Genomic DNA, 16,881 nt, shown 5'->3' with positions numbered 1-16,881 from the left:
CGCGCTGTGTGGCTAACGGTTATGGGTTCAGGCTGACGCCCGAAAAGACATTGCGACCGAAGGGGCTGACTTTGAACCCTTCGACTTTGGCACTCAGCGGCTGGTTGACCGTCGAATGGGCAACAGGGGTGATCGGCACTTGCTGCTTGAGCAACTGCTGGGCCTGTTTGTAGAGCACGGTGCGCTGGTCGCGGTCGGTGACGACCTTGGCCTGCTTGATCAGCTTGTCGTAATCCTGGTCGCACCACATGGAGTAGTTGTTGCCGCCAATGGCATCGCAGCTGTACAGCGTGCCCAGCCAGTTGTCCGGATCACCGTTGTCGCCGGTCCAACCGATCAGGCTGACGTCATGCTCGCCGTTCTTGGTGCGCTTGATGTACTCGCCCCATTCGTAGCTGACGATCTTCACCTTCAGGCCGATCTTGGCCCAGTCGGCCTGGAGCATCTCGGCCATCAACTTGGCGTTGGGGTTGTACGGGCGCTGCACGGGCATGGCCCAGAGGGTGATTTCGGTGCCTTCCTTGACCCCGGCGGCCTTGAGCAATTCCTTGGCTTTTTCCGGGTTGTAGGGAGCGTCCTTGATGGTGTCATCGTAGGACCATTGGGTCGGCGGCATAGCGTTCTGCGCCAGTTGCCCCGCGCCCTGGTACACGGCGTTGAGAATGCCTTGCTTGTTTACCGCCATGTCCAGTGCCTGGCGCACTTCGACCTGGTCGAACGGCTTGTGGCGGGTGTTATAGGCGATGTAGCCGAGGTTGAAACCGGGCTTCTCGATCAGTTGCAACTTGGGGTCGTTCTTCAAGGCTGGTACGTCGGCCGGACGCGGATGCAGGGTGACCTGGCATTCGTTGGCCTTGAGCTTCTGCACCCGCACCGAGGCGTCGGTGTTGATGGAGAAGATCAGGTTGTTCAGCTTGACCCGCTCCGGCGCCCAGTACTGCTGGTTGGCGACGTAGCGGATGTTGGAGTCTTTCTGGTAGCTCTTGAACTCGAACGGCCCGGTGCCGATCGGCTTCTGGTTGATGTCGCTCGGCTTGCCGTTCTTGAGCAGTTGGTCGGCGTATTCGGCCGAGAGGATCGCGGCAAAACTCATGGCGATGTTCTGGATGAACGCGGCGTCCACGCTGTTGAGGGTCATGACCACGGTCAACGGCCCGGTCGCTTCCACCTTGGCGATGTTCTTGTTCAGGCTCATGCCGTTGAAGTACGGGAACTCGGTGGGGTAGGCCTTGCGGAACGGATGCTGCGGATCGAGCATGCGGTTGAAGGTGAACAGGACGTCGTCGGCGTTGAAATCCCGGGTCGGCGTGAAGTAGTCGGTGGTGTGAAATTTCACCCCTTCGCGCAGATGAAAGGTGTACTTCAAGCCGTCTTCGGAAATGTCCCAGCGGGTTGCCAGGCCAGGGACGACATTGGTCGCGCCTTTTTCAAACTCGGCCAGGCGGTTGTACAGCGGCTCGGCGGCATCGTTGTCGGTGGCCGTGGTGTATTGCGCGGTGTCGAAACCGGCAGGGCTGCCTTCGGAACAGAACACCAGGCTGCCGCCAGCGGCCTGGGCTGCGGATGTGGCGGCCAACAGGCCGGTGCCCAGCAATGCGGATAAAACCAAGGTATGGCGCATGACGCTCCCTCTCTCGTTCGGGGTGTTTTAACAGTGAACCGCTGTCCCTCCGGGGACCCGGAACACTGAGCTCATTCCATTGCGTCGCGATGCCGCAGGATCAGCAAGCCGTCCAGGCCCCGACGGTAGGAGTCGTGGGCCAGGCGGTAAATGCGTAATGCCTGAAAGACTTGTGGGAAAAGGCGATACGTCCTAAACCAACTGCTGTGGTATGCAGTGCTTTTGGATGTAGGCGATTTCCTGAGTCTTGGCTTAAAGCAACGGCATGCCGTGGGAGCGAGTCCTGCTCGCGATGGCGTTGTGGGTACATTGCCATCGCGCTTGCAAAAGGGGCTGCTACGCAGCCCAGCGGGAGCAAGCTCCCTCGCCACGGGTCACCTTATTTGCTGACGCTGACGCCGTAGAAGGAGTTCAAGCCAAATGGGCTGATCTTGAAGTCCTGCACGTTGGCGCGCATGGGTTGATACACCGTCGAGTGAGCGATAGGTGTCATGGGCACGGCATCCTTGAGGACGTGTTGTGCCTGTTTGTACAGTTCGGTGCGCTTGGCCTGGTCGGTGGTGCGCTTGGCTTCCTTGACCAGACCGTCGAATTTCTTGTCGCACCATTTGGAGAAGTTGTTGCCGGCCAGCGAGTCGCAGCCGAACAGCACGTTGAGCCAGTTGTCCGGGTCACCGTTGTCACCGCTCCAGCCGATGATCATCGCCTGGTTCTCACCGCCTTTGGAGCGCTTGATGTACTCGCCCCATTCGTAGCTGACGATGTTGACGTTCAGGCCGATTTTCTTCCAGTCGGACTGCAGCATCTCGGCCATCAGCTTGGCGTTCGGGTTGTACGGACGCTGGACCGGCATCGCCCACAGGGTGATGTTGGTGCCTTCCTTGACGCCGGCCTCCTTGAGCAGCTCCTTGGCTTTCTCAGGGTCGTACTTGGCGTCCTTGATGGTGGTGTCGTAGGACCATTGGGTCGGCGGCATGGCGTTGACCGCCAGCTGGCCGGCGCCCTGGTAGACAGAGTCGATGATCTGCGGCTTGTTGACCGCCATGTCCAGTGCCTGACGGACCTTCAGGTTGGCCAGGACGTTCGGCTCGTTGCTGCCCTTGATCTTGTCCATCACGTTGTAGGCGATGTAGCCCAGGTTGAAGCCAGCCTGGTCAGGCATCTTCAGTGTCTTGTCTTCTTTCAGGGCCTTGAGGTCGGCCGGACGTGGGAAGAGGGTGATCTGACACTCGTTCTTCTTCAGCTTCTGCATGCGCACCGACGGGTCGGTGGTGATGGCGAAGATCAGGTTGTCGATCTTCACGTCGTCAGGCTTCCAGTAGTCCTTGTTCCCGGTGTAGCGGATGTTGGAGTCTTTCTGGTAGCTCTTGAACACGAACGGGCCAGTGCCGACCGGCTTCTGGTTGATGTCGGGGGCCTTGCCTTCCTTGAGCAGCTGGGCGGCGTATTCGGCGGACTGGATCGAGGCGAAGCTCATGGCCATGTTCTGGATGAACGCGGCGTCGACATCCTTGAGGGTGAACTTGACGGTGTGGTCGTCGACTTTATCGATCTGGGTGATGTTGGTGTCCATCCCCATGTCGGTGAAATACGGGAATTCGGTCGGGTATGCCTTACGGAACGGGTCATCCTTGCTGATCATGCGATTGAAGGTGAACAGCACGTCGTCGGCGTTGAATTCGCGGGTCGGCTTGAAGTACGGGGTGGTGTGGAACTTGACGCCTTCACGCAGGTGGAAGGTGTAGGTTAGGCCGTCGTCGGAAATATCCCACTTGGTTGCCAGGCCAGGAATCACAGCGGTGCCGCCGCGTTCGAACTGGGTCAGGCGGTTGAACATGGTCTCTGCGGAGGCGTCGAAGTCGGTTCCGGTGGTGTACTGACCCGGGTCAAAACCGGCCGGGCTCCCTTCGGAGCAGAACACCAGGTTAGTCGCGGCTTGGGCGAAAGGTGCGCTGGCTAATAAGCTCGCGCCGACTAAAAACGGAATGACCGCTTGTTTAAGCATGTTGGCCTCATGATTTGTTGTCATTTTTGGATTTGAGGGCGACCTCGTGAGTCGTCCTGCGGATACTTATGCAGGCCCCATACCCAATGCAAGATCCAGAGCGGTTGCAAGTCTGAAACAGTGGCACGAACGTACCTTAATGTCGCATTCGTGTAACTTCTGACGCAGTTGACCGTTTGCGGGTGTTTTTTTGGCGCCAAAATCGCCCTTTGTCGGTGCGTCGCGCAGCCGCGGCGCACCGGTTTGGCTCGGGTGCTACTTCGTCAAACCCACGCCGTAGAAGGGTGTCAGGCCGAATGGGCTGAGTTTGAAATCCACCACTTTCCTGTTTACTGGCTGGAAGACCGTGGAGTTAGCGATGGGCGTGATCGGCACCTGTTGCTTGAGGATTTTCTGCGCTTGCCGGTATAAATCGATCCGTTGCTGGCGGTCGGTCGAGACTTTGGCCTGCTGGATCAGTTGGTCATACGCCGGGTCGCACCACTTGGCGTAGTTACTGCCCTTGACCGCCGCGCAGCTGTACAGCACACCCAGCCAGTTGTCCGGGTCGCCGTTGTCGCCGGTCCAGCCGTAAATCATTGCGTCATGTTCGCCATTTTTTGCGCGCTTGATGTACTCGCCCCATTCATAGCTGACGATGTTGGCTTTGATGCCGATCTTGGCCCAGTCCTGCTGGATCATCTGCGCAGACATTCGCGCATTGGGGTTGGAGGCGCGCTGCACCGTCATCGCCCATAAATCGATGGTTGTACCGGGCGCAACTCCGGCCTCCTTGAGTAGCGCCTTGGCCTTGGTCACGTCATGGGGCGCGTCCTTGATATTGGGATCGAACGACCACTGGGCCGGTGGCAAGGCGTTTTGCGCCAGTTGCCCGGCACTTTGGTAAACGGCCTTGATGATCGCCGGCTTGTCGATGGCCATGTCCAGCGCCTGGCGGACCTTGAGCTGATCCAGGGGCGGGTGCGTGACGTTGTAGGCCAGGAAACCCAGGTTGAACCCCGGTTGCTTGAGCACCTGCAGGTTCGGGTCTTGCTCCATCACTTCGATGTCGGCCGGGCGCGGGTAACCACTGACCTGGCATTCGCCGCGCTTGAGCTTTTGCAGGCGCACGGCGGCGTCCGGGGTGATGGAGAAAATCAGGTTGTCGAGTTTCACGTCCTCGGGTTTCCAGTACGCCGTGTTGCCGGCGTAGCGGATCTGCGAGTCCTTCTGGTAGCGCTTGAACACGAACGGCCCGGTGCCGATGGGTTTCTGGTTGAGGTCGCCGGCCTTGCCTTCCTTCAACAACTGCGCCGCGTATTCGGCGGACTGCACGGAGGCAAAACTCATCGCCAGGTTCTGCACGAAGGCCGCGTCGACGTTGTTCAGGTTGAAGCGCACGGTGTGCTCGTCGACTTTCTCGACGCTTTTGATCGTGGTGTTCAGGCCCATGTCGGTGAAGTACGGCGACTCGGTGGGGTAGGCCTGGCGGAACGGGTGCTGTGGGTCGAGCAGGCGCTGGAAGGTGAACAGCACGTCGTCGGCGTTGAAGTCGCGGCTGGGGCTGAAGTAGTCGGTGGTGTGGAATTTTACGCCTTCGCGCAGGTGGAAGGTGTAGACCAGGCCATCGGCGGATACGTCCCAGCGGGTGGCCAACCCGGGTTCGACCTCGGTGCCGCCGCGCTTGAATTGGGTGAGGCGGTTGAAGACGGTTTCGGCCGAGGCATCGAAGTCGGTGCCGCTGGTGTATTGGCTGGGGTCGAACCCGGCGGGGCTGGCTTCGGAGCAGTAGACCAGGGTGGTGGCGGCTTGGGCCATTGGGGCGCTGCTGATCAGGGCTAGGGTGAGCAGGAGGGGCTTGAAGGTGGTTCTGTCCATGAAATCCCTTGGGGGTGGTGACGGTTTTCAGGAGAGTAGCGTTGCGGGTGGGGGTGTTGGAAATATCGAAAAGTGAGGGGAGCTGTTGGGTTTGGGTATAGCGCTTTTCGACGAGGCGGCCTGACAGCCGGCCTGGATTTTGTTGACCAGGTACATATCCATTCCTGCGGTAACGGCTACTTAGGGTTCCGCCCTGACGGCGGGTCACTTTCGAAAAGCGTGTACGGACCGGACACATGGTTGACGGGGCGCCGAGATCAACGTCCACCGCGAGGCGGCCTGATAGCCGGCCTGGTTCCCACGGTCGTACTCCGATCCAATTTGTGGGAGCGGGCTCGCCCGCGAAGGCGGCTTGAAAGCCCAAGTGTGAAATCTGAGCATTTCATACCTAAGGAAAATATTTTGACTTTTCAAGGTGGTCGAATTTGTCGCTGTCCACATTCCATAAAACGTGGACAGCTTTCTCGCGCTGTTTTTGGAAATGTCAAAAACTATTCTGCGAATCCGTTTCTGAGAAAGAACCCTGCGGAGGTTGAGGCAATACGCCTCTGCTCAGCCGAACACCAACCCCGTGGCGAGGGAGCTTGCTCCCGCTGGGGCGCGAAGCGGCCCTAAAGGCGACGACTCCATTCATCTGACACAACGCGGCGCCGGGGTTGGGTCTGCTGCGCAGCCCAGCGGGAGCAAGCTCCCTCGCCACGGGGTTTGCGGCGGGGCGGAAGGCTGCATAAATCATTCAGGTGCGTCGGAAGGATCCGCTCTCCAGAACGAAACATCCGACAAGCTTTTAAGGTTGTCCCTCGGAAGTGGGCTCTCTACTCTTTTTCCTGTCGCTGCCATTCAGCGACCGGGCGTGAGAAACCCGAATAATAGGCATCCAGCCTCTGTACCTGCATAATTGCCGCCAGCTTATCCGCTGCCTGTAGTAGATGCATTATGGCGGCTGTGTGCGGGCAGGCCTCGGTCTGGCCGAGTACCTATTTCTCGGATTTCTCACCCCTGCACACAGCTGCCACCACTTTGCCGAGTGAGAAACGGCAAGTGATGGTTCTCATCACTAAATAGGTACAAATCAATGGATAAGTCAGTCCCCGATCCACCCTTCAACAAAACCAATCCCCTTTCCGGCTTCGACGCCATCGAAGACCTACTCAAAGACCGCGCCGCCGCCGAACGCGCCCTTGATCATTACCTGAATCCAAAAAAACCAGAGCCAAGCACCGATCAGCGCATCGATAGCCTGTTTTCAGTCACCGCCAAAGCCGACACCGATACGCTGCTCACCAGCACTTCCGAAACCCTGGCCTCGATAAAAGCCATGGCCGAGGACCTGGCTTTCGAAGTGGAGGGCACGCGCCGGAGCGTGGCGTTGGGGATTCATCAGTTGGTGGAGCTGTGCCAGTTGCTGGTGGACAAGGCGTTGGATCAGGTCGAGGCACCGGCCAGTTCGGCCTGCCCGCCCACCTAAGGTCGGGCACCGTCCTGTGGCGAGGGAGCTTGCTCCCGCTGGGCTGCGAAGCGGCCCCAAAAGCAGCGACTGCATTTATCTGACACCCCGCGGTGCCAGGGTTTAGGTCTGCTGCGCAGCCCAGCGGGAGCAAGCTCCCTCGCCACGGGGAGCGCCGATGCTGGAGGTTAGCGTTCAGCCAGCAGAGAACTGGCTGAGCCGCTGCCCATCATAACTACAGCGACACCTCAACCACCCCATCCGCCGTCATCGTCACCTTGCTGGTACCCGCTTCCACGTCAGGCGTCACGGATTCAGCATCCATGGAACCGCTTTTCATCATCATCGTTGGCGCGCGCATGAACGGTTGTGGATAACCGTTGGTATTGAGGTTCAGGTTGACGATTTTGTAACCCTTGCCGCCCAGGGCCTCGGTGGCCAGTTGGGCGCGGGCCTTGAAGGCGTTGACCGCATCCTTGAGCAAGGCATCTTCGCTGCCCTGGCGGGTGGCGGTGGAGATGGCGAAGTCCATGCCGGCCATTTTCATATCGGTGAGCAACTCGCCGGTGAGTTTGGACAGGGCAGCGAAGTCGGCGCTTTCCAGACGCAGTTCGGCGCGTTCACGCCAGCCGGTGATTTTCTGGCCCTTGTTATCGTAGATCGGGTAGCTGTTACGGCTGCCCTGGCGCAGGGTGATGTCCTTGATCTCTTTGGCCTGGCCTATGGCTTTGTTCACCGTGGTGCTGACAGCAGCGGCGAGTTTGGCCGGGTCGGTGTTCTGTTCTTCGGTGTAGAGGGTCACGATCATCAGGTCGCGGGCCACTTCCTGGCTGACTTCGGCGCGCAGGGAAATCTGGTTGTAGTGCAGCTCATCGGCGGCCAGGGCCGGCAGGCTGGCGAGGGTGCCGAGGCTGAGGGCAAGCAGGGCAGCGGGGCGACTGAACGTGTGCATGAAAGCTCCTTGGGATGAGGCGCAGGGGTGATGTCCGGGCCTGCGTGAAGGATAAGACTCTAGCTTTTATGGGTGGGTTCGCACAGTTACAACTTCTATACAGATACCTGAAGCCAATGAAGATCCCCTGTGGCGAGGGAGCTTGCTCCCGCTGGGCTGCGCAGCAGACCCAAACCTGACACCTCGGTGTGTCAGACAGATTGAGTCGCTGCTGTTGGGGCCGCTTCGCGGCCCAGCGGGAGCAAGCTCCCTCGCCACAGGGGGAAAGGTGACATTTGGAACTGTGGCGCTTTGCCGCATAGCTGCCGCTGCAAGCCGCGCCTTGGTTATACTCCGTGCGATTCGCCTGGAGCGCTCATCAGGAGAGCTCATGCTCGCCCCTTTGCAAATGACATCCGCCTCTCGCCAGAACCTCTGGCGCCTGACATTCATCCGCATTCTGGTCCTGGCGGCCCAGGCCGGCTCGGTGGGGCTCGCCTATTGGTTCGACCTGCTGCCGCTGCCCTGGCTGCAACTGGCGATCACCCTGGTCTGTTCCAGTGTGCTCTGCGCGCTGACGGCCGTCCGCCTGCGCACCTCGTGGCCAGTGACCGAGCTTGAATACGCCGTGCAACTGGCCTGTGACCTGTTTATCCACAGCGCGCTGCTGTATTTCTCCGGCGGCTCCACCAACCCCTTCGTCTCTTATTACCTGGTGCCGCTGACCATCGCCGCGGTGACGTTGCCGTGGCGGTTTTCGCTGATTCTTTCCGGCATCGCCCTGGCGCTGTACACCTTGCTGCTGGCGCGTTTCTACCCGCTGGAAACCTTTCCCATCGCTCGGGAAAACCTGCAGATCTACGGCATGTGGCTGAGTTTCGCCCTGGCCGCGGCAGTCATTACGTTTTTTGCCGCGCGCATGGCCGAGGAGCTGCGCCGCCAGGAAGAACTGCGGGCCATTCGCCGTGAAGAGGGCCTGCGGGACGAGCAATTGCTGGCCGTGGCGACCCAGGCCGCCGGTGCCGCCCATGAATTGGGCACGCCGCTGGCGACCATGAGCGTGCTGCTCAAGGAGATGCGCCAGGATCATCATGATCCAGCATTGCAGGAAGATCTCAGCGTGTTGCAGGATCAGGTCAAGCTCTGCAAGGAAACGCTGCAATACTTGGTACGCGCGGCCGAGGCTAACCGCCGGCTGGACATCGACATGCAAGCAGTCACCTTCTGGCTCGACGATGCCCTGAACCGCTGGCACCTGATGCGCCCGGAAGCCAGTTATCGCTTCCAATGCCTGGGCAAGGGCGTGGTACCGCGCATGGCGCCGCCGCCGGACCTGACCCAGGCGCTGCTGAACCTGCTGAACAACGCCGCCGACGCTTGCCCCGAAGGGCTGGAAGTGGCGTTGGATTGGAATGCCTATGAGCTGACCATCAGTATTCGCGACCACGGCGCCGGTGTGCCGCTGGCGATTGCCGAGCAGATCGGCAAGCCGTTCTATACCACCAAGGGCAAAGGTTTCGGCCTGGGCCTGTTTTTGAGCAAAGCCAGCGTGACACGCGCCGGCGGCTCGGTGAAACTCTACCCCCATGAGGAAGGCGGCACGCTCACCGAGCTGCGCCTGCCCCATGCCGACCGAGGAGACGAATATGAGTGACGAGATCCAAGTCGACGGCGAAGAACTGCCGCACCTGTTGCTGGTGGATGACGACGCCACGTTCACCCGCGTCATGGCCCGGGCCATGTCCCGCCGCGGTTTTCGCGTCAGCACCGCAGGTTCTGCCGAAGAAGGCCTGACCATCGCCCAGGCCGACCTGCCGGACTACGCCGCCCTGGACCTGAAGATGGACGGCGATTCCGGCCTGGTACTGCTGCCCAAGCTGCTGGAGCTGGACCCGGAGATGCGCGTGGTGATCCTCACCGGTTATTCGAGCATCGCCACCGCGGTCGAGGCCATCAAGCGCGGTGCCTGCAATTACCTGTGCAAACCGGCGGACGCCGATGATGTACTGGCGGCGCTGTTGTCCGAGCACGCCGACCTCGACACCCTGGTGCCGGAAAACCCCATGTCGGTGGATCGCCTGCAGTGGGAGCACATCCAGCGGGTGCTGACCGAGCACGAAGGCAATATCTCTGCGACGGCCCGAGCCCTGGGCATGCACCGGCGGACCTTGCAGCGCAAATTGCAAAAGCGACCCGTGCGTCGCTGAACCTGCGCTGAACGAATGCTGTCCACCCTCGCGACACATCGGGCCGTTGCTTTATGATCGGCCCCAGCGTCATGTATCACAAATACTGTTCCTTTTTGACGGCGTCTGTTGCCGTCATGCTGCGTTGCCGCTCCTCGCCATAGCGGGCTATGACTCGTCGCGGCGCCTTGCCTGACGACAACAGCCACTCGTCAAAAAGAAACGTATTTGCGAAACATGACACTAGTTCTTTTCCCTATTGAGCCTTAACCATGAATCAGAACGCTGAATATTCCGCGGTCAATGACGCGGTGCGCGGCCAGTTTTTCCGCCGTGTCTGGCAAATGACCACGCCGTACTGGCGCAGTGAGGAGAAGGGCAAGGCCTGGACGCTGTTAATTGCCGTCATCGCACTCTCGCTGTTCAGCGTGGCGATCTCGGTGTGGGTCAACAGTTGGTACAAGGATTTCTACAACGCCCTGCAGGAGAAGAACAGCGCGGCGTTCTGGCAGTTGATCCTGTACTTCTGTGGTATCGCGGCGGTGGCGATCCTGGGCGCCGTTTATCGCTTGTACCTCACGCAGATGCTCACTATCCGCTGGCGGGCCTGGCTCACCGAGCAGCATTTCGCCCGTTGGCTCAGTGACAAGAACTATTACCGGCTGGAGCAGGGCGGCTACACCGATAACCCGGACCAGCGGATTTCCGAAGACCTCAACAGTTTCACCACCAACACCCTGAGCCTGGGCTTGGGATTGCTGCGCACCGTGGTCAGCCTGGTGTCGTTCTCGATCATTTTGTGGGGCGTGTCGGGCAGTATCGAGGTGCTCGGCTACACCATCCCGGGTTACATGTTCTGGTGTGCCCTGGTGTATGCGGCGGTGGGCAGTTGGTTGACGCACCTGATCGGCCGACGCCTGATCGGTCTGAACAACAACCAGCAACGTTTCGAAGCCGACCTGCGTTTCTCCATGGTGCGGGTGCGAGAGAACGCCGAGAGCATTGCGTTGTACAACGGCGAACCGAACGAGAACCGTCGCCTGAGCGGGCGTTTCGGCCTGGTCTGGCACAACTTCTGGGACATCATGCGGGTGTCCAAGCGCTTGACGTTCTTCACCTCCGGCTACGGCCAGATCGCGATCATCTTCCCGTTCATCGTCGCCGCGCCGCGTTATTTCGCCGGCAAGATCCAATTGGGCGAGCTCATGCAGATCAACTCGGCGTTCGGCAATGTGCAGGAGAACTTCAGCTGGTTCATCAGCGCCTACGCCGACCTCGCCGCGTGGCGCGCCACCTGCGATCGTCTGCTGAGTTTCCGCCAGGCCATGAGCGACAACGAAGACCGCGTGCCGGCCATTGACGTACAAAACCAGGGCGATGGGTTGAAGGTTCAGCACTTGGGGTTGGACTTGGCCGATGGTCGCCATCTGCTCGATAACGCCGACATGACCGTGGAACCGGGCGAGCGGGTGATGCTCAGTGGCCGTTCGGGCAGCGGTAAATCGACCCTGCTGCGGGCGATGGGGCATTTGTGGCCGGCGGGGCACGGGACGATCCGGCTTCCGGCCGCGCGTTACCTGTTCCTGCCGCAGAAGCCTTATCTACCGATTGGCAGCCTGCGTGAGGTATTGAGTTATCCACAGGCCGGCGATATCTACCCCAACGAACGTTATGTCCAGGTGCTGGAAACCTGCCGCCTGCCGCACCTGATTGCGCGGCTGGATGAAAGCAACCACTGGCAGCGCATGCTCTCGCCCGGCGAGCAACAACGCCTGGCCTTTGCCCGTGCATTGCTTTATGCACCGCAATGGTTGTACATGGACGAAGCCACGTCGGCGATGGATGAAGAAGACGAAGCCACGCTGTACCAGGCGCTGATCGACCAGTTGCCGGGCCTGAGCATCGTCAGCGTTGGCCACCGAAGCAGTTTGAAACGTTTCCATCCGCGACATGTGCGTATCGAAAATGGCCAACTGGTGGAGCGTACTGTGACCGCTTGATGACCATCGCCGAACATTGTTGTGGCGAGGGGATTTATCCCCGCTGGGCTGCGTAGCAGCCCCTTGATTGGTCTGGATTGGGGCCTGTGATTTGATGGGGCGCGTTGCGCCCAACGGGGATAAATCCCCTCGCCACAACGGTCACCCTCAACGAGGGCTGTCCGGTGGGACGGTGATCGTACAACCACGTTGCGCTATGATGTTGCCATTCAGCCGTTTACCGAGACACAGCCCCATGGAAAACCCGATCGAAGTACCACGCTTTCCCCGCAAGCGCCGCAGCCTGGCGCAGGAGCTGGTGACGGTGTTGACCGAGCAGATTCGCGACGGCCTGCTCAAGCGCGGCGATAAATTGCCCACCGAGTCGGCGATCATGGAAGCCCATGGCGTCAGCCGAACCGTGGTGCGCGAGGCGATTTCCCGCTTGCAGGCGGCCGGCCAGGTGGAAACCCGCCATGGCATCGGCACTTTCGTGCTGGACACGCCGAGTCCGAGCGGTTTTCGCATCGACCCGGCCACCGTGGTCACCTTGCGTGACGTGCTGGCGATCCTGGAGTTGCGCATCAGCCTGGAAGTGGAATCCGCCGGGTTGGCGGCGCAGCGACGCAGCGACGAGCAACTGGCCGCCATGCGCGCCGCCCTCGACGCCTTGAACGAAAGCGCCGCCCACGCCAGCGATGCGGTGGCCTCGGACTTCGCCTTCCACCTGGAAATCGCTCTGTCCACCGGCAACCGCTACTTCACCGACATCATGACCCACCTGGGCACCAGCATCATTCCGCGTACCCGGGTGAACTCGGCGCGCCTGGCCCACGATGACCAGCAGCGCTACATGAACCGCCTGAGCCGTGAGCACGAGGAGATCTACGACGCCATCGCCCGCCAGGACTCCGAGGCGGCGCGTGCGGCCATGCGTTTGCACCTGACCAACAGCCGTGAAAGGCTGCGCCAGGCCCATGAAGAGGCGCAGGCGCAGGGCTGAAGACGCTGGTGACAGGATGCTTTTGTGGCGAGGGAGCTTGCTCCCGCTGGGCTGCGCAGCAGCCCCTCTCAAGCTCACTCAATCAACCTGATCCACCGCGTTGCCGGGTTCTAGGGCCGCTGCGCGCCCCAGCGGGAGCAAGCTCCCTCGCCACGGGGAATTGGGCACGGCGCGGGTTAAGGGAATGCCTCGAATCAGTGTCAGTTTCAAGAGCAAATCGGTTGGTCGAGCGGGATGCTTTTGAGCTTTTGAGCTTTTGAGCTTTTGAGCTTTTGAGCTTTTGAGCTTTTGTGGCGAGGGAGCTTGCTCCCGCTGGGCTGCGCAGCAGCCCCTCTCAAGCTCACTCAATCAACCTGATCCACCGTGTCGCCGGGCTCTAGGGCCGCTGCGCGCCCCAGCGGGAGCAAGCTCCCTCGCCACAAAAAGCATCCCCTCGGCAAAGAGAGCGGTGTCCGGTTTTCGATCTGTTTGCCTGTCTGACAAATCGTAGGCGCCAATCCTACGCACTGATCCGCAACATTTGCGGCTCGGATGTATCGGGATCCCAGCTCTCGTAACTCACCACGTAACGAAGCTCAACCAATTGGCCGACGTAAGCTGTCAAGTCGGCATGGGTTAGCGTCACTGTCACCCCCTTGCGTGGCGTACCTTCCTCGCCGTCGGTCAGAGATGTAAACGCGCCTACCGAAGTTGGATGTGTCGAGCCGACGCCCAGAGTCAGTTGGGCGTTCGAGTAGCGGTCGAAATCTGCATCCGGAATTTTCACGGTTAACGTCTTTGTCTTTGACAAGCTGACCGTGACTTCCCCTGTGGCTGGAAAATCCCTGAGCGTCGGTTTCGCATACGTCTTCGCCATGATGTCACTCCTTGTGAGGCGGCCCTGATCGTCGCGTACGGGCGACTCACTTTAAAGGTTTCGGAAAAGGACCACGGCCGGGCGTTGCACGGCCACACTGCCGTTATGCCTCCGTCCCGTAACGTCGCCTACTGACAGAGTTGACAGTCGCGATGAGCGGTCCTGGGCACTCGCCCGCAAGTTTCATTGCTTTCCAATTCCGCCAGACGGCCCGATTTACAAGGCTTTGCGAGCGCTCCCTGTGCTCTCACACCTGACAAAAGACGAAATGCAGTTGACGTGTGTATTTTAAGTTGTACGATGACCTACAACTTCTGGCCGAAGCTTAACCATTTCATACACATTTTGCGTCCCAGGGTGTTCGAATAATGAATCCACAAGAACTGAAGTCCATCCTCTCGTCTGGCCTGCTGTCGTTCCCGGTCACCGATTTCACTGCCCAAGGCGATTTCAATCGCGCCAGCTACATCAAGCGTCTCGAGTGGCTGGCCCCGTACGGCGCTTCTGCGCTGTTCGCAGCAGGCGGCACCGGTGAATTCTTCTCCCTGGCCGCCAGCGAGTATTCGCAAGTCATCAAGACCGCCGTCGATACCTGCGCCACCAGCGTGCCAATTCTTGCCGGTGTTGGCGGTGCCACTCGCCAGGCCATCGAATACGCTCAAGAAGCCGAGCGCCTGGGCGCCAAGGGCCTGTTGCTGCTGCCGCACTACCTGACCGAAGCCAGCCAAGACGGCGTCGCCGCCCACGTTGAAGCCGTGTGCAAATCGGTGAAAATCGGCGTGGTGGTGTACAACCGCAACGTTTGCCGCCTGAACGCCACTCAGCTGGAACGCCTGGCCGAGCGCTGCCCGAACCTGATCGGCTACAAGGATGGCCTGGGTGATATCGAGCTGATGGTGTCGATCCGTCGTCGCCTCGGCGATCGTTTCAGCTACCTGGGCGGCCTGCCGACCGCTGAAGTCTATGCCGCGGCCTACAAGGCCCTGGGCGTGCCGGTCTACTCCTCGGCGGTGTTCAACTTCATTCCGAAAACCGCGATGGACTTCTACCACGCCATTGCCCGCGACGATCACGAGACCGTCGGCAAAATCATCGACGACTTCTTCCTGCCTTACCTGGACATCCGCAACCGCAAGGCCGGTTACGCGGTGAGCATCGTCAAGGCCGGCGCGAAAATCGTCGGCTACGACGCAGGTCCTGTGCGCACGCCGCTGACCGATCTGCTGCCAGAAGAATACGAAGCCCTGGCCGCGCTGATCGACAAGCAAGGCAAGCAATAACAGACCCGAGAAGGCCGCTGAGCGATCAGCGGCTTTTGCGTAAGGCTTGATCGTTCCCACGCTCTGCGTGGGAATGCAGCCAGGGACGCTCTGCGTCCCTTAAGCCGAACGCGGAGCGTCCGTTGAGGCGTCCCCGCGCAGCGCGTGGGAATGATCTTGGGACTAGACAGGCTTTTTGTTAGGAGGAGCATCCGTGGCAGATTCAAAGCGTTTCGATAACTACATCAACGGTCAGTGGGTGGCCGGTGCTGACTATTGCACCAACATCAACCCGTCTGACCTGTCCGATGTCATCGGTGAATACGCCAAGGCTGACGCAGCGCAAGTCAATGCCGCCATCGAAGCCGCCCGCGCCGCGTTTCCGGCCTGGTCGACCTCAGGCATCCAGGCCCGTCACGATGCGCTGGACAAAGTCGGTAGCGAGATCCTCGCCCGCCGTGAAGAACTCGGCCAATTGCTGGCCCGGGAAGAGGGCAAGACCCTGCCCGAAGCCATCGGCGAAGTGACCCGCGCCGGTAACATTTTCAAATTCTTCGCCGGTGAATGCCTGCGCCTGTCCGGCGATTACGTGCCGTCGGTGCGTCCGGGCGTCAACGTCGAAGTCACCCGCGAAGCCCTGGGTGTGGTCGGCCTGATCACCCCCTGGAACTTCCCGATTGCCATTCCCGCGTGGAAAATCGCCCCGGCCCTGGCCTACGGCAACTGCGTGGTGATCAAACCCGCCGAATTGGTGCCGGGCTGTGCCTGGGCCCTGGCGGAAATCATTTCCCGCGCCGGTTTCCCGGCCGGTGCGTTCAACCTGGTGATGGGCAGCGGCCGTGTGGTCGGCGACATTCTGGTCAACAGCCCGAAAGTCGACGGCATCAGCTTCACCGGTTCCGTGGGCGTGGGCCGGCAGATCGCGGTCAACTGCGTGTCGCGACAAGCCAAGGTTCAGTTGGAGATGGGCGGCAAGAACCCGCAGATCATCCTCGACGACGCCGACCTCAAGCAAGCCGTCGAACTGGCGGTGCAGAGCGCGTTCTACTCCACCGGTCAACGTTGCACGGCCTCCAGTCGCCTGATCGTCACCGCTGGCATTCACGACAAGTTCGTCGCGGCGATGGCCGAGCGCATGCAGTCGATCAAGGTCGGTCATGCGTTGAAGGCCGGCACTGACATCGGCCCGGTGGTTTCCGAAGCCCAGCTCAGCCAGGACTTGAAGTACATCGACATTGGCCAGAGCGAAGGTGCGCGGCTGGTGAGCGGTGGTGGCTTGGTGACCTGCGACACCGAAGGTTACTTCCTGGCGCCGACCCTGTTCGCCGACAGCGAAGCCTCGATGCGCATCAGCCGCGAAGAGATCTTCGGCCCTGTGGCCAACGTCGTGCGCGTGGCCGACTACGAGGCGGCGCTGGCAATGGCCAACGACACCGAGTTCGGTCTGTCCGCCGGTATCGCTACCACCTCGCTGAAGTATGCCAACCACTTCAAGCGCCATTCCCAGGCGGGCATGGTGATGGTCAACCTGCCGACCGCCGGCGTGGATTACCACGTGCCGTTCGGCGGTCGCAAAGGTTCGTCCTATGGTTCGCGTGAGCAAGGCCGCTACGCGCAAGAGTTCTACACCGTGGTTAAAACTTCTTACATCGGATCGTAAGTGCGACACCGCCAGGGCGGATGATCCCGCCCTGGCGTCACAATCTGCTAACCCGCATAAAAATAAATAGTGGGAGT

Annotated in this window: 12 protein-coding genes; 7 read left to right on the top strand and 5 right to left on the bottom strand. The window is 60.4% G+C overall.

Annotated elements, in window-relative coordinates; all coding sequences use genetic code 11:
• Positions 1–19: 19 nt before the first annotated feature.
• From TK06_RS16525 to TK06_RS16515, 3 genes are all read right to left on the bottom strand, one after another.
• On the bottom strand, positions 20–1,621 hold the full coding sequence (locus TK06_RS16525; RefSeq protein WP_063322944.1) for an ABC transporter substrate-binding protein: 1,602 nt from the start codon (positions 1,619–1,621) through the stop codon (positions 20–22).
• Positions 1,622–2,000: 379 nt separating this feature from the next.
• Complete coding sequence (locus TK06_RS16520) at positions 2,001–3,626, bottom strand: ABC transporter substrate-binding protein (protein WP_063322943.1); 1,626 nt, start codon at positions 3,624–3,626, stop codon at positions 2,001–2,003.
• A gap of 255 nt (positions 3,627–3,881) precedes the next feature.
• The gene (locus TK06_RS16515; protein WP_063322942.1) at positions 3,882–5,483 is read right to left on the bottom strand and encodes an ABC transporter substrate-binding protein; all 1,602 of its coding nucleotides are present in this window, start codon (positions 5,481–5,483) and stop codon (positions 3,882–3,884) included.
• Between the two features lie 1,075 nt (positions 5,484–6,558).
• On the opposite strand from TK06_RS16515, the gene TK06_RS16510 reads away from it, so the two are divergent.
• Positions 6,559–6,951, top strand: coding sequence for a DUF6124 family protein (locus TK06_RS16510; RefSeq protein WP_063322941.1), 393 nt, complete (start codon positions 6,559–6,561; stop codon positions 6,949–6,951).
• Between the two features lie 214 nt (positions 6,952–7,165).
• Here the strand turns inward: TK06_RS16510 and TK06_RS16505 are convergent, their stop codons facing one another.
• The gene (locus TK06_RS16505; RefSeq protein WP_063322940.1) at positions 7,166–7,882 is read right to left on the bottom strand and encodes an SIMPL domain-containing protein; all 717 of its coding nucleotides are present in this window, start codon (positions 7,880–7,882) and stop codon (positions 7,166–7,168) included.
• A gap of 370 nt (positions 7,883–8,252) precedes the next feature.
• Here TK06_RS16505 and TK06_RS16500 point away from each other — a divergent pair, with 370 nt between their 5' ends.
• The 4 genes from TK06_RS16500 (at position 8,253) to TK06_RS16485 (ending at position 13,029) form a co-directional block, all read left to right on the top strand.
• Complete coding sequence (locus TK06_RS16500; RefSeq protein ID WP_063322939.1) at positions 8,253–9,515, top strand: ATP-binding protein; 1,263 nt, start codon at positions 8,253–8,255, stop codon at positions 9,513–9,515.
• Positions 9,508–10,068 (top strand): response regulator transcription factor, encoded by a 561-nt coding sequence (locus TK06_RS16495; protein ID WP_003177957.1) that lies wholly within the window; start codon positions 9,508–9,510, stop codon positions 10,066–10,068. Before TK06_RS16500 ends, TK06_RS16495 begins: the two co-directional genes overlap by 8 nt.
• A 251-nt stretch (positions 10,069–10,319) precedes the next feature.
• On the top strand, positions 10,320–12,047 hold the full coding sequence (locus TK06_RS16490; RefSeq protein WP_063322938.1) for an ABC transporter ATP-binding protein/permease: 1,728 nt from the start codon (positions 10,320–10,322) through the stop codon (positions 12,045–12,047).
• A 235-nt stretch (positions 12,048–12,282) separates the two neighbouring features.
• Positions 12,283–13,029, top strand: a complete 747-nt coding sequence (locus TK06_RS16485) for a FadR/GntR family transcriptional regulator (RefSeq protein WP_003197797.1) — start codon at positions 12,283–12,285, stop codon at positions 13,027–13,029.
• 499 nt (positions 13,030–13,528) lie between these two features.
• Here the strand turns inward: TK06_RS16485 and TK06_RS16480 are convergent, their stop codons facing one another.
• Complete coding sequence (locus tag TK06_RS16480; RefSeq protein WP_063322937.1) at positions 13,529–13,885, bottom strand: hypothetical protein; 357 nt, start codon at positions 13,883–13,885, stop codon at positions 13,529–13,531.
• Positions 13,886–14,253: 368 nt separating this feature from the next.
• Between TK06_RS16480 and kdgD the strand changes: the two genes are divergently transcribed.
• On the top strand, positions 14,254–15,165 hold the full coding sequence (gene kdgD, locus TK06_RS16475; RefSeq protein WP_063322936.1) for a 5-dehydro-4-deoxyglucarate dehydratase: 912 nt from the start codon (positions 14,254–14,256) through the stop codon (positions 15,163–15,165).
• Positions 15,166–15,358: 193 nt separating this feature from the next.
• Positions 15,359–16,804 (top strand): aldehyde dehydrogenase family protein, encoded by a 1,446-nt coding sequence (locus TK06_RS16470; protein ID WP_063322935.1) that lies wholly within the window; start codon positions 15,359–15,361, stop codon positions 16,802–16,804.
• Positions 16,805–16,881: the final 77 nt, after the last annotated feature.

It is taken from the genome of Pseudomonas fluorescens (assembly GCF_001623525.1).
Classification (GTDB): domain Bacteria; phylum Pseudomonadota; class Gammaproteobacteria; order Pseudomonadales; family Pseudomonadaceae; genus Aquipseudomonas; species Aquipseudomonas fluorescens_Q.
Note: the sequence above shows the minus strand (reverse complement) of the source record. Positions and strands in the feature narration are given on the sequence as shown.